Origin of the sequence: Flavobacterium magnesitis (assembly GCF_041729735.1) — a bacterium.
Lineage (GTDB): Bacteria > Bacteroidota > Bacteroidia > Flavobacteriales > Flavobacteriaceae > Flavobacterium > Flavobacterium magnesitis.
On the sequence record NZ_JBCFQK010000004.1, the window covers coordinates 138,204 to 158,960 of the forward strand.

At 32.5% G+C, this 20,757-nt stretch carries 20 protein-coding genes; 8 read left to right on the forward strand and 12 right to left on the reverse strand.

Annotated elements, in window-relative coordinates:
• Positions 1-82: 82 nt before the first annotated feature.
• Positions 83-238, forward strand: coding sequence for a hypothetical protein (locus AAGV33_RS04550; RefSeq protein WP_373390764.1), 156 nt, complete (start codon positions 83-85; stop codon positions 236-238).
• On the opposite strand, the gene AAGV33_RS04555 is transcribed toward AAGV33_RS04550, so the two are convergent.
• Positions 239-1,645 (reverse strand): DUF4403 family protein, encoded by a 1,407-nt coding sequence (locus AAGV33_RS04555; RefSeq protein WP_373390765.1) that lies wholly within the window; start codon positions 1,643-1,645, stop codon positions 239-241. It lies immediately after the preceding gene.
• A gap of 179 nt (positions 1,646-1,824) precedes the next feature.
• Here AAGV33_RS04555 and AAGV33_RS04560 point away from each other — a divergent pair, with 179 nt between their 5' ends.
• From AAGV33_RS04560 to tsaB, 3 genes are read left to right on the forward strand one after another with little or no spacing between them, the layout of a single operon-like run.
• Positions 1,825-3,195 (forward strand): TolC family protein, encoded by a 1,371-nt coding sequence (locus AAGV33_RS04560; protein ID WP_373390766.1) that lies wholly within the window; start codon positions 1,825-1,827, stop codon positions 3,193-3,195.
• 7 nt (positions 3,196-3,202) lie between these two features.
• On the forward strand, positions 3,203-4,498 hold the full coding sequence (locus tag AAGV33_RS04565) for an efflux RND transporter periplasmic adaptor subunit (RefSeq protein ID WP_373390767.1): 1,296 nt from the start codon (positions 3,203-3,205) through the stop codon (positions 4,496-4,498).
• Between the two features lie 59 nt (positions 4,499-4,557).
• Positions 4,558-5,229 (forward strand): tRNA (adenosine(37)-N6)-threonylcarbamoyltransferase complex dimerization subunit type 1 TsaB, encoded by a 672-nt coding sequence (gene tsaB / locus AAGV33_RS04570; protein WP_373390768.1) that lies wholly within the window; start codon positions 4,558-4,560, stop codon positions 5,227-5,229.
• A gap of 77 nt (positions 5,230-5,306) precedes the next feature.
• On the opposite strand, the gene AAGV33_RS04575 is transcribed toward tsaB, so the two are convergent.
• Positions 5,307-6,206: a NifU family protein gene (locus tag AAGV33_RS04575; RefSeq protein ID WP_373390769.1), complete on the reverse strand. Its 900-nt coding sequence runs from the start codon at positions 6,204-6,206 to the stop codon at positions 5,307-5,309.
• A 147-nt stretch (positions 6,207-6,353) separates the two neighbouring features.
• Between AAGV33_RS04575 and AAGV33_RS04580 the strand changes: the two genes are divergently transcribed.
• Positions 6,354-7,352: a PorP/SprF family type IX secretion system membrane protein gene (locus AAGV33_RS04580; protein WP_373390770.1), complete on the forward strand. Its 999-nt coding sequence runs from the start codon at positions 6,354-6,356 to the stop codon at positions 7,350-7,352.
• A gap of 11 nt (positions 7,353-7,363) precedes the next feature.
• Positions 7,364-7,882, forward strand: coding sequence for a gamma carbonic anhydrase family protein (locus AAGV33_RS04585; protein ID WP_373390771.1), 519 nt, complete (start codon positions 7,364-7,366; stop codon positions 7,880-7,882).
• Between the two features lies 1 nt (position 7,883).
• Here AAGV33_RS04585 and AAGV33_RS04590 read toward each other — a convergent pair whose 3' ends face one another.
• The 5 genes from AAGV33_RS04590 to AAGV33_RS04610 are packed head-to-tail and all read right to left on the reverse strand — an operon-like array spanning position 7,884 to position 11,870.
• Positions 7,884-8,600 (reverse strand): LytR/AlgR family response regulator transcription factor, encoded by a 717-nt coding sequence (locus tag AAGV33_RS04590; RefSeq protein ID WP_373390772.1) that lies wholly within the window; start codon positions 8,598-8,600, stop codon positions 7,884-7,886.
• On the reverse strand, positions 8,597-9,688 hold the full coding sequence (locus AAGV33_RS04595) for a sensor histidine kinase (protein ID WP_373390773.1): 1,092 nt from the start codon (positions 9,686-9,688) through the stop codon (positions 8,597-8,599). Before AAGV33_RS04595 ends, AAGV33_RS04590 begins: the two co-directional genes overlap by 4 nt.
• Entirely contained in the window at positions 9,689-9,988 is a 300-nt protein-coding gene (locus AAGV33_RS04600) for a DUF4907 domain-containing protein (protein ID WP_373390774.1), read from the reverse strand.
• A gap of 46 nt (positions 9,989-10,034) precedes the next feature.
• A complete protein-coding gene (locus AAGV33_RS04605; protein WP_373390775.1) occupies positions 10,035-11,039 on the reverse strand; it encodes a Kelch repeat-containing protein in 1,005 nt (334 codons plus the stop codon).
• A 15-nt stretch (positions 11,040-11,054) separates the two neighbouring features.
• Positions 11,055-11,870 (reverse strand): hypothetical protein, encoded by an 816-nt coding sequence (locus AAGV33_RS04610; RefSeq protein ID WP_373390776.1) that lies wholly within the window; start codon positions 11,868-11,870, stop codon positions 11,055-11,057.
• Between the two features lie 263 nt (positions 11,871-12,133).
• Here AAGV33_RS04610 and AAGV33_RS04615 point away from each other — a divergent pair, with 263 nt between their 5' ends.
• On the forward strand, positions 12,134-13,459 hold the full coding sequence (locus AAGV33_RS04615; protein ID WP_373390777.1) for a DUF4270 family protein: 1,326 nt from the start codon (positions 12,134-12,136) through the stop codon (positions 13,457-13,459).
• On the forward strand, positions 13,460-14,701 hold the full coding sequence (locus AAGV33_RS04620) for an aromatic hydrocarbon degradation protein (protein ID WP_373390778.1): 1,242 nt from the start codon (positions 13,460-13,462) through the stop codon (positions 14,699-14,701).
• A gap of 1 nt (position 14,702) precedes the next feature.
• On the opposite strand, the gene murI is transcribed toward AAGV33_RS04620, so the two are convergent.
• The 5 genes from murI to AAGV33_RS04645 form a co-directional block, all read right to left on the reverse strand.
• Complete coding sequence (murI, locus tag AAGV33_RS04625; protein ID WP_373390779.1) at positions 14,703-15,476, reverse strand: glutamate racemase; 774 nt, start codon at positions 15,474-15,476, stop codon at positions 14,703-14,705.
• Positions 15,477-15,587: 111 nt separating this feature from the next.
• Entirely contained in the window at positions 15,588-16,088 is a 501-nt protein-coding gene (locus AAGV33_RS04630) for an OmpH/Skp family outer membrane protein (protein WP_373390780.1), read from the reverse strand.
• Between the two features lie 25 nt (positions 16,089-16,113).
• Complete coding sequence (locus AAGV33_RS04635; RefSeq protein WP_373390781.1) at positions 16,114-17,331, reverse strand: OmpH/Skp family outer membrane protein; 1,218 nt, start codon at positions 17,329-17,331, stop codon at positions 16,114-16,116.
• Positions 17,332-17,364: 33 nt separating this feature from the next.
• On the reverse strand, positions 17,365-20,082 hold the full coding sequence (locus tag AAGV33_RS04640; protein WP_373390782.1) for a BamA/OMP85 family outer membrane protein: 2,718 nt from the start codon (positions 20,080-20,082) through the stop codon (positions 17,365-17,367).
• Complete coding sequence (locus tag AAGV33_RS04645; protein WP_373390783.1) at positions 20,015-20,755, reverse strand: isoprenyl transferase; 741 nt, start codon at positions 20,753-20,755, stop codon at positions 20,015-20,017. Before AAGV33_RS04645 ends, AAGV33_RS04640 begins: the two co-directional genes overlap by 68 nt.
• Positions 20,756-20,757 lie beyond the last annotated feature (2 nt).

The window sequence follows — 20,757 nt, forward strand, 5'->3', positions numbered from 1 at the left end:
AGCGCTCGGGTCCAAATTCAAAAAACTGTTTTTTGGGATTTGTTTTTTGTTTTTTGAAATTTCTTCTTATGCTCAATGTGCTATGTGTAGAGCCGCTTTAACTGGTGATGCAAATACAGCTCAGGCTGAAGCAGTCAATGATGGAATTGTTTATTTGATGGTAATCCCTTATTTGCTAGTAGCTATAATTGGATTTTTGATTTATCGAATGAAGAAAAACAAATCCAAAACGCAATAATTATTTGAAGCCATCAACAGTAATGTTGATTTCTCCATTTACTTTTACAAATGCAATAATAGCATTTTGACTCAGTTCAATTTTTTGAAACTGAATGTCTTCCATTTTTCCATTTACAAAAACACCTGGCATTGGCGAATAATTATTCAGGTAGTCCAACATGGTTTTTTTTGCTTCGTCTAAGTTGGTCTTTATAGAATAACGACAGCTTTCTTTAATTTTTCTTAAAATTAATCCTTGAGCCAGCCAGTTTGCAGTACGCATTAATTTGTTTTTGGTGTCCAATACATAATCCAAATCGTCAAAATAAATTTCTTTTTTCTCCGAATTGTATTTTGGCAATCCCGCCAGGTAAATAGTTCCATTCAGCGAACCAATTAAATCTAAGGCAATAACCATTTTTCCGCTTTTGTGCCAAATGTTCACGTCCTGTACTTTTACTTTTCGAGTGCCAGAACTAAACTCTTCGCCAGTAAAGTTTTTTTTCATGATTCTGGACGCGTCTTGGTAACTGGAAACCGCAACAATATTTGCTGTAATTTGATTTGGGATTTTAGTTACTGCTTTAAGTGCAATTTTGTTAGCGTCAAATTTAGATTCAGGAGTTTGACCTATAATGGTCTCCATATTGCATTTCATTCCCATTTGTAATACAAACGAATCGTTTTTTAAGTGTGCCGCTGTTGAGTAAATTTCGACTGGAACAATTCTGAGCCAACTTTCATACGCTTCATTCATTTGGAAAGGCGTACAGATTTTTTCTAAAGCCGCAAGAACATTCGGTTTAAAATCCATTGATTTTTCTATCGCCGCATCAATCTTTTTTTCTATTTTGGATTTAAACAATTTGATAGAAGGATTGATTAAATAAGTTACAGGCATATTTTTGCCAAAAACGGTCATTGTTGGACTTTCTTTCCAGTCTAAAGAACTCAATTCGGTTTGAGTTTTAAGTTTCCAGTTGCTTAAACTCACATTACTATTGAGTGTTACAATTCCGTTAAGATTGAATTCTTTGGTGTTATAAAGCGAAACTCCCATGGTTTTTGTTCCAATTCGGTATCTAATTGTAGCTTTTAAAGGTAATATTGTGGTGATTTTATCAGCATTTAAAGCATTACTGCTTTTGATTGTAATAGGAGCAAGTTTCCAAATTTTCATTTCGATATCGTCATCTTCAATGATGTTGTCTTCGTAAATCAAACCGTTTAAAAGGCTATTGGTTTGGTTTTCGATATCTTTTAGTTTGATTTTTACCGGTAAATTAATAAACGAAGGAACGTTATTGTAAACAATAGGAGTGGCGTCGTCTGGCTCAGGTTTTAACGTAGCGATTTTTTGAGAAGAAGAACAGCCCATAATAGTGATTATGCTGGCAGTAACAAGGAATAATACAATTTTTTTCATCCGATTGATTTAAAGCTGTAAAATTAGAAAAAGCTTTGATTTCTTGTTAAAAAAAGAAAGAGTTAAATTACTTATTATTTTTGTTTCTAAATTTTGAAATGTTTTTATCAGATGTGATTGTTCTTAACTAGAAAAACTTATTTTTGTGTAGTAACTTTACTTCAATTTATTCGAATGGTATGAACCCAAAAAAATATTTTAGTTTACTGCTCTTATTGCTAAGTTTTTATTCCAATGGACAATCTAAGAAATGGACTTTAGAAGAGTGTGTAAGATATGCTTTAGATAACAATATTTCCATTCGACAATCGGATTTAGATACTCAAACAGCAGTAATTGATAAGAAAGATGCTTTCGGTAGTTTTTTGCCTAATGTATCGGCTAGTGCTTCTCATTCCTGGAACATTGGTTTGAATCAGGATATTACTACTGGAATTTTACAAAATCAAACTACTCAGTTTACTTCAGCAGGAGCTAGTGTGGGTATTGATATTTACAAAGGTTTGCAAAACTTATATACTTTAAGAAGAGCGAATCTTTCGATTGTAGCGGCCAAATACCAATTGCAAAAAATGCAAGAAGATATTGCGCTAAATGTTGCTGATGCCTATTTGCAAGTGCTTTTTAACAAAGAAAATCTAAAAGTTCAAAACGAACAATTGGCAATTGATAACCAACAATTGAATCGAACACAAGAATTAGTCAATGCAGGAAATTTGCCTAAAGGCGATTTATTAGATGTAAAAGCGACTATTGCTTCCGATAATCAAAAGGTTATTAGTGCAGAAAATGCTTTGTTGATTTCTAAGTTAAGTTTAGCCCAATTATTACAACTGGATAGTTTTGATGATTTTGATGTAGATGATTCTAGTGAGTTTCAAATGGATCAGGAACTTTTGTCTCAAACGCCTACTTCAATATATGACAAGGCTAAACTACAACGTACAGAATTGAAAATTGCTCAAACGAATCTTGAAATTGCAGAGAAAAATGTTGCTATTGCCAGAGCTGCTTACCAACCTACTTTAAGAGGTTTTTATAATTTTAATAGTCGTGTTTCTTATGCCGATGTTGCTTTAAGAGACAATACTACAGGAGCAATTATTGGAACACAATCGGCGCCTAGATTTATGGATCAATTTAATGACAACAAAGGACAATCTTTTGGAGCGCAATTAAATATTCCTATTTTTAGCGGTTTTTCAGTACGCAATAATGTAGAACGAAATAAAGTAAGTTTAGAAAAATCTAAAATTGCTTTAGATCAACAGGAATTAGATTTAGAGCGTAATGTATACACCGCATTTACTGATGTAAAAGGAGCTTTGAAATCTTATGAATCGGCAATTGAAGCTTTGGATGCTCGATCACAATCGTATGATTATTCTAAAGAAAAATTTGAAGTAGGTTTAATGAACGCATTCGAATTAAGTCAATCTCAAACCTTGTTGGCAAACGCACAATCTGAATTGATAAGAACGAAATACGATTATATTTTTAAAACTAAAATTTTAGAATTCTATTTTGGAATTCCAATCATAAAAAATTAAATAAGTTATGTCAAAGAAAAATATTTATATCCTTTCTGCTGTTTTTGTAGTTGTAATTGGTTCGTTGTTATACTTCGGAAAAAAGGGTGTTTTTGGAAATAAAGAAGACGGTAAAGAAATAGAAATTGCAAAAGTGGTTCCTATGACTCTTGTTGAAACCGTTTCGGCAACAGGAAAAATTCAGCCTGAAATTGAAGTTAAAATTGCACCAGAAGTTTCGGGAGAAATTACTTTATTGAATGTAAAAGAAGGTCAGGTAGTTAAAAAAGGCGATTTGTTAGTAAAAATAAATCCTGATTTATATACCTCAAGTTACAATCGTTCAGTTTCTAATTTGTCTGGAACAAAAGCAGGTTTGACACAGTCTGAAGCTAGTTTTAAAGAAGCCAAAGCAAACTACGAAAGAAACAAAACCTTGTATGATAAAGGAGTAATTTCAAGATCAGATTGGGATAAGTCAATCGCTTCATTTGAAGTAGCAAAAGCAACAAGACAATCGTCTTATTATAATGTTCAGAGTGCTGTGGCATCGGTTAATGAGGCAAAAGACAACTTGGGGCGTACAACAATTTATGCTCCGGCAGACGGAACTATTTCGGTATTGAATGTAGAGTTGGGCGAGCGTGTTTTAGGGACACAACAAATGGCTGGAACGGAACTTTTAAGAGTAGCCAATTTGAACAACATGGAAGTAGAAGTAGATGTAAACGAAAATGATATTGTAAAAATTAAAGTAGGCGATTTAGCTAATGTTGAAGTCGATGCTTATTTGAAGAAAAAATTTCAAGGAGTGGTTACCAGTATTTCTAATTCGGCTAGTTCTACATTGACAGCTGATCAGGTAACTAATTTTAAAGTAAAGGTTCGAATTTTAAAAGAATCTTACGAAGATTTGCTAGAAGGTAAGCCAGAAACCTATTCGCCATTTAGACCAGGAATGACTGCAACGGTGGATATTATTACCAAAACTAAGAAAAATGTTTTGGCAGTGCCAATTAGTGCTGTTGTTGTAAAATCGGATACAACGGCTGTTTCTATTGCTGATAAAAAAATACCTGACGAAAAAGATAACAAAAATGAAGCTCCAAAAAGCGACAAGAAATTTGAATGTGTTTTTGTAAAAGTAGGTGACAAAGCCAAAATTAAGATTGTTAAAACAGGAATTCAAGACGATACCAATATTGAAATTCTAAGCGGAGTTAAAAGTGGCGACAACGTAATTGTAGGGCCTTATACGGTTGTGAGTAAAGAGCTAAATTCTGGAGATAAAGTAACGGTGAAATCAGAAAATGTTAAGAAATAAGCAGTGTATTTTAGCATAATCTTTTAATTTTTTTAGACCTTTGAAAAAAGAAAATACCATTGAATAATTATATACTGAATATAGAAACGGCTACAAAAAATTGTTCCATTTCCATTGCTAAAGATGGCGAAACTATTGTTTGTAATGAAATTGCCGAAGAAGGTTATTCTCATGCCGAACGTTTGCATGTATTTATTGAAGAAAGTATTGCAGCAGCTGGAATTAGTTTTAAAGATTTAGTTGCTATTGCTGTGAGTCAGGGACCGGGTTCTTACACAGGACTTAGAATAGGGGTTTCGGCAGCAAAAGGACTGTGTTTTGCTCTTGAAATTCCGTTGATAGCTGTGGATACTTTACAATCTTTGGCAGCTCAGGCAACTATTGAAAATGGTTTAATTGTTCCAATGCTTGACGCAAGAAGAATGGAAGTGTATAGCGCTGTTTTTTCAAGTAATTTAGAATCTCAAAGAAACATTCTTGCCGAAGTAATAACAGAAGATTCTTTTCAGGAATACAATGAAACTTTATATTTTGTAGGCGATTGTGCCGATAAATGTAAAGAAGTGTTAACCAAGCCTAATTTTGTTTTTTTAGAAGGCATAAAATATCCTTCGGCGAACCAAATGAGTGCTTTGAGTTATCAAAAATACTTAAAAGAAGGCTTTGTAGATGTGGCTTATTTTGAGCCTTATTACCTAAAAGATTTTATGATAACTACTTCAAAAAAATAATAAAACTATTTTGATATAGATATAAAACAAGAAAGCGTTTCAATTGAAACGCTTTCTTGTTTTATAGTGAGTTTGTCTTAAGCATTTATTGCTTCCACTTGAATTTTCTCGTCATTCAACATGCTTTTTAACATGTTTTCGATTCCTGATTTTAAAGTAAAAGTAGAAGAGGGACAACCGCTACAAGCACCTTGAAGAATCACTTTTACAATTTTGCTTTCTTCATCATAAGATTCAAAAGCAATATTTCCACCATCGGCAGCAACTGCTGGTTTTACATATTCTTCTAAGATATTGATAATTTGTTGGGAAGTAACATCGAGTTTATCGAACTCTTCAGTCTTAATTTGCTCTTGTTTTTCGGCATTGATTACTACACTGTCGTCAAGAACAATTCCACCATTTTCAATGTATTGTTTGATAAAAGTTCTAAGTTCTAGCGTAATTTCATCCCAACTATTTAATTCGTACTTTGTTACCGAAATATAATTTTCGTCAATGAAAATTTCTTTTACGTAAGGAAATTTAAACAATTCTTTTGCTAATGGAGAAGAACTAGTTTGGTCAATGTTTTTGTACTCTACTGCATTTTTTGTTAGCATTCTGCTTACCACAAATTTCAAAGCCGATGGGTTAGGAGTAGTTTCTCCATAAACAGTAATCGGTTGTTTTTTAGGTTTGTTATCATCAATCTCAATGATAGTTCCGCCTTTGTTTACAAAGTTTTCAATTTGTTCAGCAACAGCTTCTTTTACATCATCCCATTCTACAATACTAAATCTTTCGATAGCAATAAAATTACCGGAGATATAAACTGTTTTTACGAATGGTAAATAAAATAATTGTTGTGCAAGCGGAGAAGATTTGGCTTCATCTATATTTTTAAACTCAAAACTTTCGTTTTTAGTGATAAAATCCTCAAATTCAAACTTTAATATAGTAGGGTTTTGCGTTTCTTTAACGGTTATTTTTGTCATGGTGTTTGTAAATTTTTACAAATTTAGTAAAGTTATTTTCTATGAATAACTATATTTGAATTATTAATGAATAAATTAACTTAACTTTAGTTTTTGGGCAAAGTTTCTTTCATTTTTTTAATTCATCTTGATTAATATTTTTTTTAAATGTATACCAACATTAGATACTTTGCAATCTGTTTTTTTATTGGTTTGTGGTCCTATTCTCAGGAAGGAATCCCTGTATATTCCGATTATCTTTCGGATAATTATTATTTGCTGCATCCCTCAATGGCTGGAGCTTCTAATTGTACCAAACTAAGATTAACTGCCCGAAAACAATGGTTTGATCAGGAAGATGCTCCTGCGCTTCAAACCTTGAGTCTTAACGGAAGAGTAGGCGAAAAAGCAGGTGCTGGAATCATACTTTTTAATGATAAAAATGGATATCATTCTCAAAAAGGCGTGAAGTTGACGTATGCGTATCATTTGATGTTTTCCAGAGATGAGATTGATTTGAATCAGCTGTCTTTTGGTATCAGTGGAGGCTTAATTCAGAATAATTTAGACGAAACTTCTTTTTTGCAATCAGGTGATTTTGATCCAACGGTTAACGGAACTATTGTTCAAAAAGATTCTTATTTTAATGTTGATTTTGGAATGTCTTATAACTATTTGGATTTTTATGTACATGGTACGGTTAAAAATGCAATTGAAACCAGACGCGAAATTTATACAGAGTATGAAAGCGATAATTTGAGAAAATATATTTTGAGTACGGGTTACATTTTTGGAGATAAAAACAGAATTCTATTGGAACCTTCGGTATTGTTTCAATATACTGAACAAACTACTGAAAAAGCAATCGACCTGAATTTGAAAGCGTATAAAAATTTAGATTTTGGTACTTTATGGGGAGGTTTGTCTTATAGAAGTAGTTTTGATGGTGCTGAATTCAATAATGGAAACGGGACTTCAAAACAAAGATATCAATCACTTTCTCCAATAGTGGGTGTGAACTTTAAAAATGCAATGTTTGCTTACACTTATTCTCATTTAGGGGGAGATGTAAAGTTTGGAACGGGTGGCTTTCACCAGATTACTTTAGGTTTGAACCTGTTCTGTAAACGTGAAAAATACGAATGTAACTGTCCTGCAATTAATTAGTGATTTAAATTATGTTGATAAAATCGGTTAATGGAAAATCTCCTTCAATTCCTGAAGATTGTTTTGTAGCTGAAAATGCTACCATTGTAGGCGACGTTACTTTAGGAACTTCTTGTAGCGTGTGGTTTAATGCGGTAATTAGAGGTGATGTCAATGCTATAAAAATTGGTAATAAAGTTAATATTCAGGACGGAGCAGTAATTCATTGTACGTATCAAAAATATCCAACTATTATAGGAAATAATGTTTCCATTGGACACAATGCTATTGTTCATGGTTGTGTAGTGCATGACAATGTTTTGATAGGAATGGGCGCTATTGTAATGGATAATTGTACTGTAGAAAGCAACTCTATTATTGCAGCAGGAGCAGTGGTTACTCAAAATACCACAATTACTTCGGGTTCTATTTGGGCAGGAGTTCCTGCTAAAAAAGTAAAAGACTTAAATCAATCCAGTTTTGCTGGAGAAATTGAACGCATTGCCGAGAATTATCTCATGTATTCCAGCTGGTTTAAAGAAGAAGAGTAGTCTATAAATTGATTCTTTCAAAGAAAGCATTTTTATAGCTTTCGCTAATAGGAATACGTTTATCTGCAATTAATACTTTGTTTTTTTGGATGGATTTCACATATTTTATATTAATAATATAAGAGCGGTGAATTCGGGAAAAACCTTTGGACGAAAGTGTATTTTCCAATTTTATCAAGCTGATTAATGTCAATGTGAATTTATTGTCAGTAGTGTAAATTTTGACATAATCTTTCAAACCTTCGATAAATAAAATATCCGAAAAATTGATTTTTACATTTTCATATTCCGAACGCACAAACATAAAATCAGGTTCCATTTCTGGTGCTACTATTTTAGGTGTAACAGTTGAAGTTGAGTTTTGAGATTGAAACAATTGTTGTGCTCTCATCACCGATTTTAAGAAACGATGAAAAGGAATTGGTTTTACCAAATAATCAACTGCACCCAGATTAAATCCTTCTACAGCATAATCAGAATAAGCAGTAGTAAAAATAATTAGTGGTTTTTTATCAATTGCCTTTAGAAAATCAATGCCTGAAAAATGCGGCATTTCGATGTCCAGGAAAATCAAATCAACATTCGAATTGTTAATTACAGCAATAGCATCAATAGCATTATTGAAGGTATTGATAAGTTCGAGACTTTCTACTTTGCTAACAAATTCTTTGATTAAATCAACCGCTAAAGGTTCGTCATCTATAATTACACACTTCATTTTGTTTCGTTTTCTAATGGTTCTAGTTTTAAATTCAAATGAACGCTGTATTTATTATCCGTTTGCGTAATCGTCAATTGATGTGCATTTGGATATAAAATATTGAGTCGGTTTTTAATATTGGTTAAACCAATTCCAGAATTATTTGGATCTTTAATTTGGTTTTCAATCCTATTTTCGATCCAAAAATCTAAGATGTTATCTTCAATGCTAATTTTAATTTTTACAAAGGTAGTTCCTTTATAATCGGTTCCATATTTAAAGGCATTTTCGATGAACGAAATTAGCAATAGTGGTTCAATGGATTTGTTCCTTGTTTCGCCGTGAATGTTGATGAAAATGTTCTCTATATTGTTTAATCGTAATTTTTGTAATTCAATATAGTTTTTAATATAGTTGATTTCCTTTTCTAAGGATACTGCTTTATTGTCGGTTTCGTAGAGCATGTAACGCATCATTTCCGATAAAGTTACAATGGCATCTGGAACTAAATCTGATTTTTTATAAGCCAAGGAATAAATACTATTTAAGGCGTTGAATAAAAAATGTGGATTGGTTTGCTTTCTCAAATAGTTTAATTCCGTTGTTGTTTTGCGTGTTTCAGAAATTAATTTGTTTTGTTGGTTGATATAAAATTCAGAAAGCGTTTTAATAACGGTACTTATCGTAATGATAAACAAATAAAAAAGAGATGGAAAAAATTTGAAGAATCGCGGTGGTGGTTCTCTTAGAAATCTTTTCTCTGGAATGAACTCTTTTCCATTGGCATCAAAAAGTTTTTCATGTGGAAAATTGTGAAAATCTGGGGTGAAATAAAATATTTTTATACAAGTAAAAACAGCAATTATGGCAAAAATAATTCCTAAGTAAGCAGCATATTTTTTTTGCAAAAGCAAATTGGGTACAAAATAGAAATAATTAGCATAGAAAAGTAAAATACCACTGGACCATTGCACGTAAAATTCAGCATCAATGCTAGTGAAATTTTGATAAAATGGCAACAAGGAGGCAATTATTAAAAAGCACCAAATGATACTGTGTATCAGTATTTTGTTTGAATTGTTGTTTGTAATTCCCTCTAAGTTCATCTAGATTTTAATTGACAATAAAATTAAATCTTTTTTTGTAATTGTAGGTGATGTTTTGTCTTTCAATTTTTGCAAGACTAAGCTGCCTACTTTTAGTGCTTCTTGTTCGTTTTCAAATGATTTTTGACTTGGAATCACTGGAATTATGGATTGTTTGATAATTATTCTGTCATTATTTTTAATTACATATCCCCAGCCAGTTTGTGTTTTAATTGATTCTAAGCTTAATTCGTCTTTTTTGTTGCAAGCGAAAAGAAACATTAAAATAGAGAGTAGAATAAGTGTTCTTATTTTATTCATGGAAAAATTCTTCTGGATGTTTGTCCAGAAGAATTTAGGGTTTGTATTAATTATCATCATCATTTTGTTCGTCTTGTGGTTTGAATTCCCATACATCATCATAGTAAGAAGAGCCAGATCTACCTAATAAAACAAATCCTCTTTCGTTGATAGAAAAACCTATAGCATCTGTTCTTCCAGAACCTTCTAAGGCTGTTTTTTCTTCCCAAACATCAGTTGATGGGTTGTATTCCCAAATGGTTTTTGAACTTTCTCCGCAAGCAAGATATCCTAATCCATTCATTGAAAAAGCTGAAGCATTCGAACGAACAATTACATAATCATCGTTGTAGGATTCATCATCGTCATCGTCTTGATCAATATCACGTTTTTTTGTCCAGGTGTCGGTACTTGGATCAAACATCCAAAAATCAACTTGATACATTCCGTTGTTAATCCCTGCAACTAAATAAGCTTTGTCATCAATAGTAAAAACCGAAGCATTTCGTCTTTTATTTCCACTAAAACCATTTACCTGAGTCCAGGAATCAGAACCTGCCTCATATTGATAAAAATCTTTCAGGAAGTTACCATCATATCCAGTTCCAAAATAAGCTTTTCCGCCCACTTGAAATCCCACTGCTGAGTAGCGTGCACTTCCAGCGAAGTCAGCTTTTTGAGTCCATATATTGGTGTCTGGATTGTATTGGTAAAAATCTTTCAATCTGTTTGTTCCGTCATATCCAAGACCCATATATCCATTTCCATCTAATTCAAATCCAGAAGCCGAACTTCTTGCAATTCCAGTAAAATCAGCTTTTTGTTCCCAATAATCTCCGTCAGAATTATAAGCCCAAAGATCTTTCAGGTATTCATCTCCAGTATATCCTGTAGCCACATAAGCATAAGAACCAATAACGAAACTCGTTGCACTTGATCTTGCCGGGCCATCAAATGAAGATTTTCTAATCCAGTTACCTAACAATTCTTCATCGTCATCATTGCTGCAACTTACAAATATTAATCCCATTAATAACATGGTAATTAGTGTTCTTCTTTTTAAAATAGTCATAATTTTATTTATTTGTTACGGTTTGTATTTTATGCCAATGTTAAAGAGATATCCATCATTAGCGTCGAAATTAAATTTTGTTGTTCCTCTATTGTCTGTTAATCTGTATTTTTTGTTGAATTGATGTCCTCCTTGAAAGCTCATAAACCAGTTGCCATCCACATTTCTTTCATATTCTAAAATGGTTGTCATTTGAGAAAAACTCATTCTGGAAGCGTTTATATTTGAACTGATTGTTTTTGCTTGATCGAGTTGGTAATATTCGCCATCAAAAGTATTTCTCAAACTGAAAACATTACGTTCATTATTTGAATATTGAATTTTAGAATAGGGAAATCCCACTGTTAAATCTGTTTTAGCATTCAATTGACTGTTAAAAGCAATCGCAGGAAGTACCTCGGCTTTTCCAAACAATGTTATTCTTTTTAAACCCAAATAAATACTGCTTTTTTCAGCATAAGAATAATGGATTCCAGCTCCGCCAAAGAAACCCACGTCTGATAATCCTAAACTATTTTCAAAAGCAGCTATGGTTTTAAACTCAAAATCTAGCCCCACTTTTTTATTCAATTGATGTTGGAACTCTAGCTTGTATTCGATGAGATTGTAATTGTTTCTATTATCTGCTGAATAGTAATTGTCCAGATTAAATTTTAGACCACTATTTTTATAATTAATACTGTTTGTTATTTTATTTTTTGAATCCAAATTCGAGTAAAATGAAAATCCAATTCTAGTTTCATTTTTGGTTATTTCTTCTGTAGGAATCGTATTTGCATTCAGTTCTAGCGAATAACCACTTTGAGCAGTTATTTTAAGAATTGAAATCATAAGAATTAGAGTTGTAAAATATTTTAATTTCATTTATTTTTTTATTGCACCAAAAGTATACTCATTATCTATTTTAAAAAAAGAAGATATATAGACGGCTCTTTTTCATAGACAAATTGGTTTTTTGTTCCGTCGAATGGATTATTAAACCCGAAATGGATTATATAGATTGAAAATGCCTTTTTATAGATGCAAAATCCTTGATTGTATATGTTGTTAGGCATTCTAGATAGCGCTCTGCTATATTTGTTCAAAAATATTTTATGTATAGATTATTTATAGTGTTGTTTTTCGGGATTATGCTGACTTCGTGTGATTCTGATGTAGATGCGGGAGAATTTGTAGTAGGTTCAGATAATTTAGCTGTGAATAATAAGGTTGTATTAATTGATACCGTTACTGTTGAAGTTTCGACAATTAACTTTGATTCCTTAGTAACTTCAGGACAAAGTCGTATTCTTTTAGGAAATTATGACGATCCTATTTTTGGAAAAGTAAGTTCTGATAGTTATTTCCAACTTTCATCTTCTAGCTACAATTTGCAAACCACCAGTTCCGATACTGAAGGAGCCAATTATGTTTTTGATTCCATTAGAATGGTTTTGTTACCAGATAAATATTATTATGGCGATACTACGCAAGTACAGTCGGTGAGTATACATCGTTTGTTGCAAAAAGTAAAGCAAAATGCTGAAAATGATGAGGGTTTTTATAACAATTCGAATTTGAACTATGATGCTGTGAATATTGGTACGGCTTCTTTTATACCAAAACCGCTTAGGCAAGACACTGTTTTTGTGAAAATGGATGATGTTTTTGGTGATGCCCTTTTTCAAAAATTAAAAAAGCGTGAAATTGTTACAACTGATGAGTTTATAGAATATTTTAAAGGTTTAGTTATCCGGTCAACTTCAACCAATACTTCTTCAGTTTTAGGTTTTAAAGTTACCAGTTTGCTTCAATTGTATTATTCGAAAAAAGTAACCGATGACCAGACATCCATTTTAAAAGAATTTTCTATTGATGATATTTCGAAGCAATACAATAGAATTTCCTTAGATCGAACAGGAACTATTGTTAAGGATTTGCCAGGAACTACTGGACGATTATCGAGCAATTTGACCGAAAATAAATCCTTTATTCAATCTGGAACTGGATTGGCTTGCAGGATTGATTTTCCCAATATTAAAGAACTCAAATACATTACCGAAAAAGGAGCTATTGTGGATGCTCAATTGCTTATTAGACCCGTAAATAATACCTATTCTAAAAGTTATCCGCTTGCTGATTCTCTAAATGTTTATGTTGCCGATCAGTTAAACAGATTGTCGGGTACGCTCAACTCAGCAACAGGTAGCCCCATTTATGCTATACTCAATAAAGCTGAAGATGAATTTGATGAAAACATTGGATATACTATTCCGCTGGGTACTTTTATGCAAAATGAAATGGTTAAAATTTCTGATTCTAAGTCGGCTTTGATTCTTACCATTCCTAATATTTCAAAAGCAGTCAATCGTTTGGTCTTAGGAAACCAAAGGAACACGGGAAACAAAGTTCAGTTGAAAATATATTATATCTCTTATTAGATGAAAAATACAATTGCAATAATAAGCTTCTTGATTTTTGTTTCTTTTAGCTCCTATTCACAAAGTTTATCGAGCTCTCCTTATTCCATTTATGGTTTAGGGAGTTTGTACGAATCTGATTTTGGTTCCATTCCAGCTATAGGTTCTTCAGGAGTGGCTTTGCCTTCTGCTCGATTTATCAATAATCTAAATCCCGCTTCTTTAGGGTTTATGTCTCAAAATCATTTTATGTTTGATGTAGGAGGGAATGCAATTCAAACTTCATATCAAGATGTGTCCAGAAAAGAAGATCGCAATAATGTCCAATTTTCACATATCGCTTTTGCTTTTCCTGTGAGTGCTAAATCAGCGGTTAGTGTTGCTTTAAAACCTTATTCCAGTGCTGGTTTTAAAATATCCGATTATAAATTGCCTATTCAAGATAGTAACGAGGAATATACGTTGAGTGCAACGGGAACTGGAGGGTTGAATAATTTTGATATTTCTTATGGACACCGATTAGGAAAGAAATTGTCTTTGGGATTATCTACTTCTGTGCTTTTTGGAAGTACTAAAGATGCAAGAGAATATATAATTTCAAATTCGGTAACTACTATCGATAAAGAGTCGTCTTATAGTGGTGCCCGATTTAATTTAGGAAGCCAATTTAAAGTAGATTCTACTTTTACAATTGGTGCCAATTTAAAATCGCCAGCTAAAATTAATGCGACAAAAGTGCAATCGGTAATAACCTATAATGCCGATTTAGAAGCTTCAAATACTATAGAATCAGAAGCGCATTCGGATACAGATGATTATTATTTGCCATTCGAATTTTCGGTGGGATTAAATAAGCAATTCAAGAATAATTTGAGTGTAAGCATGGATTATGAAAAGGCTTTTTGGGAAAGTACAAAACAAGCCGATTTGTATGGTAGTTACTTAAATCAAGAGAAGTTTAAATTGGGTTTTTCATATCGAAAGGAGAAAAACATGAGAAGTTATTTTGACCGTATCCAGTTCTCCACAGGATTAAATTATGATACTGGTTTTCTAGAAATAGATAATAAAAGAATTGAGAATAAAGCTATTTCTTTTGGTGTCTCTTTACCTGTTGAAAATACATTTTCGCTACTTAATATTTCTTATTCTTATGGACAAAGAGGAAGAATTAGCAACGGATTAATCAAAGAGAATTACCATAAATTGTCGGTTAATTTGTCTTTGGACGGAATTTGGTTTGTAAAGAGAAAAATCGAATAGTCTAAAAATCTTTTTCTTGTACATTATACTTATTGCCTAGAATAGTTTCTAAAACTTTAGGGTTGGTATTGGTATAAAAAATGGGCTTGCTGTTGTTATCCGGATTAAAACCGATTTCTTGTAATATGTAATGCGTTTGTCTTGCCACGGCCAAACCAGAATCAATTATCTGAATATGATTGGGGATAATTTTTCTTATTTGAGGGATAAGATACGGATAATGGCTGCAGCCCAGTACAAGAAAATCAATATTGGCATCAATCATTGGTTTAAGATAGGAGTGAAGCAATAGCGTCATCTCTGGAGATTCCATTTGCCCATCTTCAATTAATTCTACCAGTCCGTAGCCTATTTGTTCTATAATTTTAGTATGATAGAACATTTCAGTGGTTTTATTAAAAAGCTCGCTGTTCAGGGTTCCTTTGGTAGCCAGAATACCAATTATTTGTGTTTTAGAATGTATGGCAGCGGGTTTTATAGCTGGTTCAATACCAATGAAAGGAACGTCATAATGAGCTCTTAATTCTCTTATGGCATTAGTAGTTGCGGTGTTGCAGGCTACAACAATTAGCTTGCAATTCATGTTAAGCAGAAAGTCAGTGTTTTTCATGCTTAATCGAATAATTTCCTCTTTGGATTTTTCGCCATAAGGGGCATTTTTGCTGTCGGCTAAATAAATGGTTTTTTCGCTAGGTAAAAGATTGTGAATCTCTTTCCAAATCGAAGTTCCTCCTATACCAGAGTCAAAAATACCTATGGGTTGTTTGTTATCCATCGAAACAAATTTAATAGCTATGGATTAATTTTCCTAAAAATAATGTATAAAAAAACCGCTCGATTCTGTGTAGAAATTGAGCGGTTTTTTGAATTTTACTTAGAATAAATATTAGAATCCTAAATCTTTTTTAACATCAGCAGTTATGTTTGGACCATCAGCTAATAAAAGAGTAGAACCGTCTAAAACATATTGGTATCCTTTAGCTTTTCCAACTTTTTGGATAGAATTTCTAACTTTTTCCATTAGAGGTTTTACAATGTCAGACTCTTTTTGTTGTAATTCTTTTTGTGCATTCTCTCTAAAATCAGTAATTCTTTTTTGCATGTCTTGAACTTCTTTAGCACGTTCAGTGTTTACAGCATCAGTTACAGTTGTAGTTTCAGCTTCGTATTTTTTCAACTTTGCTTGATATTCTTCAATCATTTTTTTGTAATCTGCATCGTATGTAGTGCTTAATTTTTCTAATTGACTTTGAGCATCTAGCATAGCTGGCATTTTTGCCATAAGTTCACTTACATCTACATGGGCTGTCTTTGCTTGAGCACTGATAGTTTGATTTGCTCCAAAAACGAAAAGAGCGGCAATTAATAAAGTTTTAATTTGTTTCATTGGTTTAAAATATTAAGTAATTAATTTATTGTTTTAATTTTTCTTCTCTAGCACTTTTGATAGAGTCTCGTTGTTGAATTATTTTTAATCTTCTTTCTTCTAAGGCTTTTTTACGGTCTTCAATAATTTTGTTTCTGTCTTCTAGTGCTTTTGCTTTAGCATCGACTGCTTTTTGTTTGGCTACTTCAGCTTCTGATGGAGCATCTTCATTTACAGTTTTTTCTACTTCGGTTTTAACGGTATTTGTAGACTCTGCTTTTTTAGCTGTTTCCGAAACGGGACTATTGCTTTTAGCAGCTCTGTCGTTAAGAATTTGTTGTCTTCTTTCTTCTAGAGCTTTTTTACGATCTTCAATAATTTTGTTTCTTTCTTCTTGCGCTTTTGCTTTAGCATCTGTTGCTTTTTGTCTGGCTAATTCTGTTTCACTTGGAGAGTCATCTGTTGCAACTTTTTGAACCTCTGTTTTAGTTGTTCCAGAAACCGTGCCATTTTTTTTAGCAGCTCTATCGTCTAAAATTTGTTGTCTTCTTTCTTCGTAATCTTTTTTCTTTTGTTCTTGTGCCAACTTTCTGTCGGCTAATATTTTATCTCTTGCTGCTTTTCTTTCATCCAAGATTTTTTGTCTTTCCGCAAGATTTGGATTGTCAGCTATAGCGTCTTCTTTACTTTCTTTCTCTTGTTCAGCAGCTAATTCTTTTTTGCTTAGCTGTTCTCTTTTCTCTGTACGATTGATTACTCTTAATACCTGATCACTAATATCAAATCGTTTGTCAGCAAAAAGCATGGTTAAATCAGAGGATTTGTCAAAAATAAAATCATATTTTTTTGCTTCAGCAATATCTTGAACTGCGGTGAATACCTGGTCTTGAATTGGTTTTACTAATAATGCTTTTTGACTCATTAATAAGCCATTTGGACCAAATCTCTTTTGCTGCAAATCTAATAATTCATTTTCAAGAAAAGTAATTTCGGTTTCACGTTCTTCTATTAATGTTTTTGTTAGAAGTGGTTTTTCTGCCGTAAGCGCTTCCTTAACTTTATTAATTTCTAATTTTTTGGCTTCTATTTCTTGTTTCCATTTTTCAGCTTTCTCTTCTAGTAGCAAATTGGATTCATTGTAACTGTTTACATTTTGTAAAATGTACTCCATATCAATGTAACCTACCCGGTTTCCTCGAGTTTGCGAATGAATACTATTTACAGCAATTGCGGCTAAAAGTAGAAATAAAAAATGTTTTCTCATAACTTAACGTATTAGAAAATCAGTACCAATTTTTTAGAATTGTTGTCCAATAATGAAATGAGTTTCCCATCCATTTGGAGTTGATAATCCTGGTAGGGAATCAAATCCATGTGCAAAATCAATTCCTAATAATCCAAATGCTGGCATAAATACTCTTAAACCAACTCCTGCTGAACGTTTAAGTTCAAAGGGATTGTAGCTTTTGAAATTGTTGAATGAATTACCCGCTTCCAGAAAACCAAGTGCATAAATAGATGCTGCTGCTTTCAATGTTATAGGATAACGCAATTCCACAGAAAATTTATTGTATACCGTAGCTCCTACTTGTACTCCATTTTCTAGAGGTGTCAATGAACTATTAGGATATCCTCTTAATTGAACGGTTTCTCTACCGTCCATAGCGAAGTTTTGCATTCCGTCTCCACCTACAAAAAATCTTTCAAATGGTACTAAACCTCTTTGTTGATTGTATGCACCAAGAAATCCAAACTCAGTTAATGTTCTTAAGACAAATTTACCATAAACTTTGGTATACCAATCCGCTTTGAATTTAACTTTATAATATTCTAACCAACTAAATTTTTTCTGGTCTATTTTTCCTTGATCTACAGCTGCTTCATCTGCTGTTGTAGCATTTCCATTAGCGTCTATGTAAGATCCTTTTGGTACAGTTATATTTCCAAAATTATCTATTACATCTTCTGTAGCTCTACTTTTGTATTCGTCTTGTTCTCCTAATGCATCATAATCAATATTACTAAATAATGAATAAGGTGGCGTCACTTTTGCAGAAAGACTAAATTCAGAACCATAAGTTGGGAAAATAGGATTTACCCCTTTATTGTTTCTAGAAAGACCTACTGTATAAGATAAGTTTCTTGAAGCTCCATTTCCAAAAGTAAATAAACCTGTATTGTAATTATTTAAATCATAATGTTGGTAACTGATAGATTGAGACAATACAAAGAAATCATCAGGAACAGTCAAACGTTTTGCAAGACCTACAGATAAAGTTAAGATGTTAAAACTTCTAGACTTATCTACGTCAAATGTAATAAAGTTGTTTAAGAACTGCTTACTGTATGAAATAGATGAACTAAATTGTACTGGTTTTTTTTGTCCAAACCAAGGTTCAGAGAACGAAACACTATAGGTTTGGAAATACGTACTTCCTTGCAAACGTAAAGACACTTTTTGACCGTCTCCCATAGGAAGTGGCTTGTAAGCCGATTTGTTCATGATGTTCCTGGCCGAGAAGTTGTTGAACGAAAGTCCAAGTGTTCCAATGAAACCACCTCCACCGTAACCCCCTTGAAGTTCAATTTGGCTAGAACCTTTTTCTACAAGGTTGTATTCAATGTCAACTGTTCCAGCCGCACCATCAACATTTTTAAATTTTGGATCGATTGATTCAGGATCAAAATAACCCAATTGTCCAATTTCACGAACGGTTCTTACTAGTTCTTCTTTACTGTATTTTTGACCCGGTTTAGTTCTTAATTCACGATAGATTACACGGTCGTTCGTTTTGTCGTTTCCTACTACAGTAATATGATTGAAATAAGCCAAAGGTCCTTCAGTAATTCTTATTTCGAAATCAATAGTATCATTAGCTGTTTTTACCTCAACCGCATTGATATTAGAAAATAAATATCCGTTGTTTTGGTATAAATTGGTAATATCTTCCCCGTCAGGTTTTGTTTTATCAGCAATTCTTTTTTCAAGTAAAACTCCATTGTAAGTTTCTCCTTTTTTAATACCAATCATTCGATTCAAATATTGGTCAGGATAAACAGAATTTCCTAAGAATTTAATGTTTCCAAAATAATATTTGTTTCCTTCTTCAACATTTATTTTAATAGCTAAAGTGTTTTTGTTTTTATTGTAAGCTACAGAATCTGAAACAATTCGGGCATCTCGATATCCTTTTTCTTTGTAGGTTTCAATTACTTTTTCTAAATCAGATTTGTATTTTTCTTTAATGAATTTTGAAGCTTTTAATAATCGAATAGGATTCTTTTTTTTGGTATCTTTCATTGCTTTACGCAAAGCTTTGTCTGAAATTTTGCTGTTGCCTACAAAATCAATACTACTAATTTTAATTTTATCTCCTTTATCAACACTTACCACCATATTTACTTGGTTGATAGTTGCTGTGTCTTTTACGGTGTTGATGTTTACTTTAGTATTGTAGTAACCGTCTTTTTTGTATTTGTTTTCAATGTAGTTTTTAGTGGTAGTAATTAAGTTTTCGTTTACTACTTTTCCTTTTGTTAAGCTATTGTCTTTAATTAAAGCTTCTGTTTTGCTTTTCTTGACACCTACAAATTTTACATCGTTTAATTTAGGTAGTTCAATAATATCGAGATCCAGATAAATACTGTCATTTTCTATGCGATTAACATAAAATGCAATTTCATCAAAAAGACCTAGTTTTCCTAGTTTCTTAATCGCCGAACTAATTTCTTCTCCTGGTACAGTGATTTCTTGCCCTTTTTGTAAGCCCGCAAAAGTGACTACAGTTTGGTCGTTAAAACTGATTTTGTTAGTCAATTCAACCTTAGCTAAAATGTATTTTTTACCTTGGTCGAATGGTACTCTGTCTTGTGCCTTAATTTGTGAAAAACTTCCCAAAAATACTAGGGTAAGTAATACTTTGATACTTTTATCCAACACTAAAAAATTATTTAATTTGTTCACTTGTTTTTCCAAATCTACGTTCTCTTTTTTGATAACTAATAAGCGCCTCATAAAGGTGCTCTTCTCTGAAATCAGGCCACATAACTTCAGAAAAAAATAATTCAGCATAAGCAATTTGCCAAAGTAAGAAATTGCTTATTCTGTGTTCTCCACTTGTTCTAATTAATAAATCTACATCAGGTAAATTTTGCGTGTAAAGATGCTCATTTATAATTGAATCGTCAATAGCGTCTATTGAAATTATATTATTTTTAACTTTATCAGAAATCTTCTTTACTGCACTAACTATTTCTTCTCTAGAACCATAGCTGAGGGCTAATGTTAAGGTCATTCGAGAATTATTCTTTGTTTTTTCAATTACTTCTAAAAGTTGTTTTTGAGCTGACTTAGGCATCAGTTCAATGTTTCCTATAGCATTGAGTTTTATATTGTTTTCCTGAAATGTATTTAATTCTTTCTGCAAAGAACTTGTCAATAATTTCATTAGTGTTTTTACTTCTAATTTAGGTCGGTTCCAGTTTTCTGTAGAAAAAGCATATAAAGTAAGGTTTTCGATGCCTAATTTAACACAGCTTTCTATAATAACTCGTACTGATTTAGTACCGTTTTCATGACCTATGGCTCTAAGGAAGCCTTGTTGTTTTGCCCATCTGCCATTGCCGTCCATAATAATGGCTAGGTGTTTGGGTAAATTGTTTTTATTTATAGTATCTAGTAAGCTCATTT

Coding starts and splice junctions, on each gene's coding strand:
- AAGV33_RS04610 (WP_373390776.1), bottom strand. CDS start 11,870: ATGATTTCAATTCTTAAAATAACTGCTCAAAGTGGTTATTCGCTAGAA.
- murI (WP_373390779.1), bottom strand. CDS start 15,476: ATGGATAACAAACAACCCATAGGTATTTTTGACTCTGGTATAGGAGGA.
- AAGV33_RS04615 (WP_373390777.1), top strand. CDS start 12,134: ATGTATAGATTATTTATAGTGTTGTTTTTCGGGATTATGCTGACTTCG.
- AAGV33_RS04580 (WP_373390770.1), top strand. CDS start 6,354: ATGTATACCAACATTAGATACTTTGCAATCTGTTTTTTTATTGGTTTG.
- AAGV33_RS04620 (WP_373390778.1), top strand. CDS start 13,460: ATGAAAAATACAATTGCAATAATAAGCTTCTTGATTTTTGTTTCTTTT.
- AAGV33_RS04600 (WP_373390774.1), bottom strand. CDS start 9,988: ATGAATAAAATAAGAACACTTATTCTACTCTCTATTTTAATGTTTCTT.
- AAGV33_RS04565 (WP_373390767.1), top strand. CDS start 3,203: ATGTCAAAGAAAAATATTTATATCCTTTCTGCTGTTTTTGTAGTTGTA.
- AAGV33_RS04640 (WP_373390782.1), bottom strand. CDS start 20,082: ATGAGGCGCTTATTAGTTATCAAAAAAGAGAACGTAGATTTGGAAAAA.
- AAGV33_RS04645 (WP_373390783.1), bottom strand. CDS start 20,755: ATGAGCTTACTAGATACTATAAATAAAAACAATTTACCCAAACACCTA.
- AAGV33_RS04575 (WP_373390769.1), bottom strand. CDS start 6,206: ATGACAAAAATAACCGTTAAAGAAACGCAAAACCCTACTATATTAAAG.
- AAGV33_RS04605 (WP_373390775.1), bottom strand. CDS start 11,039: ATGACTATTTTAAAAAGAAGAACACTAATTACCATGTTATTAATGGGA.
- AAGV33_RS04590 (WP_373390772.1), bottom strand. CDS start 8,600: ATGAAGTGTGTAATTATAGATGACGAACCTTTAGCGGTTGATTTAATC.
- AAGV33_RS04595 (WP_373390773.1), bottom strand. CDS start 9,688: ATGAACTTAGAGGGAATTACAAACAACAATTCAAACAAAATACTGATA.
- AAGV33_RS04630 (WP_373390780.1), bottom strand. CDS start 16,088: ATGAAACAAATTAAAACTTTATTAATTGCCGCTCTTTTCGTTTTTGGA.
- AAGV33_RS04585 (WP_373390771.1), top strand. CDS start 7,364: ATGTTGATAAAATCGGTTAATGGAAAATCTCCTTCAATTCCTGAAGAT.
- AAGV33_RS04560 (WP_373390766.1), top strand. CDS start 1,825: ATGAACCCAAAAAAATATTTTAGTTTACTGCTCTTATTGCTAAGTTTT.
- AAGV33_RS04550 (WP_373390764.1), top strand. CDS start 83: ATGTGTAGAGCCGCTTTAACTGGTGATGCAAATACAGCTCAGGCTGAA.
- AAGV33_RS04555 (WP_373390765.1), bottom strand. CDS start 1,645: ATGAAAAAAATTGTATTATTCCTTGTTACTGCCAGCATAATCACTATT.
- AAGV33_RS04635 (WP_373390781.1), bottom strand. CDS start 17,331: ATGAGAAAACATTTTTTATTTCTACTTTTAGCCGCAATTGCTGTAAAT.